The 1,858-nt window shown below is 34.5% G+C and carries 3 protein-coding genes; all 3 read right to left on the bottom strand.

Annotation, left to right across the window (positions count from 1 at the left end; genetic code table 11):
* Window positions 1–213: 213 nt before the first annotated feature.
* Genes L2755_RS21945 through L2755_RS21935 form a run of 3 tightly spaced genes read right to left on the bottom strand, consistent with a single transcriptional unit; the run spans window position 214 to window position 1,499 of the window.
* Window positions 214–429 (bottom strand): hypothetical protein, encoded by a 216-nt coding sequence (locus tag L2755_RS21945; RefSeq protein ID WP_248982754.1) that lies wholly within the window; start codon window positions 427–429, stop codon window positions 214–216.
* Between the two features lie 2 nt (window positions 430–431).
* Window positions 432–1,031 (bottom strand): hypothetical protein, encoded by a 600-nt coding sequence (locus tag L2755_RS21940; protein ID WP_248982753.1) that lies wholly within the window; start codon window positions 1,029–1,031, stop codon window positions 432–434.
* A 54-nt stretch (window positions 1,032–1,085) separates the two neighbouring features.
* Window positions 1,086–1,499 carry a hypothetical protein gene (locus tag L2755_RS21935; RefSeq protein WP_248982752.1) on the bottom strand — a complete coding sequence of 138 codons (414 nt, stop codon included), beginning with the start codon at window positions 1,497–1,499 and terminating at the stop codon, window positions 1,086–1,088.
* Window positions 1,500–1,858 lie beyond the last annotated feature (359 nt).

Here is a 1,858-nt window from a genome sequence, read left to right as displayed (position 1 = left end):
TGAATAGTATTTAAGGAAAGCTACTTCATTGTTTTTTATTGATTCGAGCCATGTGTTGAATAGTTGTTGTAGGTTGTTCATGTTAATTCTCCATTTTTGGGTAAAAGGAGGCTAAACGGCACAAAATTAGCTTTTGTGACACCTCCTACTCAGGAATAAATTCGCTAAGGTTTGGTTAAACATTTCATATCCTATTTGGATTTTTTTACGTGTTTACTTCGGCTCTTTACCTGCGAGAACAAGCTGATAAAAATACTCACTAGGGTAGTAAAACTGCACTATGTTCATGGCAATATTGAAGTTATTGTTATCCATCGATTTCATTTTGTTAAGTCGGTAGTCATTGCCGTGGTATAGGCAAGTAACAAACTCATATAACCTAGGTTGTTGGTTTACAATTTTAGCTAGTTCTTCATGTGATAAATTCATGGTTAATCTCCTTTGATTTTGTTAGCTTTGCGGTCGAATCTATAGGTTATTCCATGTTGATACTCTTTTAATACGGCTCCATTTGGACAAGCTGAAACACTATTTTCCCCTTCAAAGTAAGTGTAATCATCTATGCATGTCACCAAGGATTGACTCTTTGAAGTAAAGTATAAATGAGCACTTAAAATCACAGCGTTAACCTGTTGATTTAATGCTTTGAAGTCAGTCGTGTGCTGCTGTACTCCCATAATGAACATTTGATCCCTATGTTCGCTTGTAGTATGAGTTTCTAAGCAATTCTCATCAAAGCTCATACCATTAAGTTCAAAAGCTTTACGGATAAAGCTGTGAGGATCTTTTTTTGTCCAATACTCGAAAAGGTTTAGGAAAAAGTTAATATCGACCTGCTTTATAAAAGGGGCGAACTGACCAGCATAACTGCCACCCCAAAACTCATGTGACGCACCCATTGCAACAGTATTTATCAGGTCTTGAGGCGTTATATCTTTAAAGTGCTGTGTAATAAAGCCGTTAAAGTCACTTATAGCTCTCTCATAATGCATCTCGTTTGCTTTTCTTTGTTCTTCAAAAAAATCAGACATATCATTCTCCATTTGTTATTTTTCAATTGTTAATTACATATATTGAGGTGATGATTAGTACCAATCAGCCATGTGTAGCTGTTCAAGTCGCACATCGACCATGAATACTTTGAAGCCACAGAACAGGAGCTTTAAGCCTTCTGTTGGTAAATCAACATAATAGTCAATCTCGTAACTTTTCCTGTCTATGCAGACTGGCTGTTTTCCAGTAGTGATTAGCTCTACTTCACCGTTATCTGTACACGCATTAAATCGCAGATTTTCATGGAAATACTCTGGTGAGCTTGCGATACAACTAAGAAATTCTGCTCTGCTGAGTGAGCCGAGCCGATCTGACAGCCTGTTGATAAAATGCCCGAAATGGATTTTGCATTCAGGACAGCTTTGAATGTCGTAGTTAGTAGACACATAAAATTTTCTCTCTAGATTATTGTTATCTGTAGTTCCCATAATTGCTGTAGTTTTCATATTTTTGTTTCCTTAGTTATTATTTTATTAAATTAACCGAATTTGAAGCGCACGAATCCAGCCCTGTTTGCTTTAGGTTTTTAATAATTACCACTGTGTTTCATTATTAATATATCGCTGCAATTAATTTTATTATTAATTAAATGTCTCTTTGTAATTCCCTTTTCGTTAATAATTTAAAGCTATTATATCGGGTAGATTTAAAATTAAAATTCCCCAAGAAACTAAAAAAGTCAAGTTATATATAATAATAAACAAGATGCGCCTATTCCTCATTCCTAAATATCCATAATTGTTATGTTTTTATATAGGAGAAATAAATACTCTTAATAACTAATTTTTGTGATCTGGATCACGTT

Source organism: Shewanella abyssi (assembly GCF_023284025.1).
In the GTDB taxonomy this organism is placed as follows: domain Bacteria; phylum Pseudomonadota; class Gammaproteobacteria; order Enterobacterales; family Shewanellaceae; genus Shewanella; species Shewanella abyssi.
The sequence above is the reverse complement of the archived record's forward strand: the minus strand, read 5'-3'. Positions and strand labels throughout refer to the sequence as shown.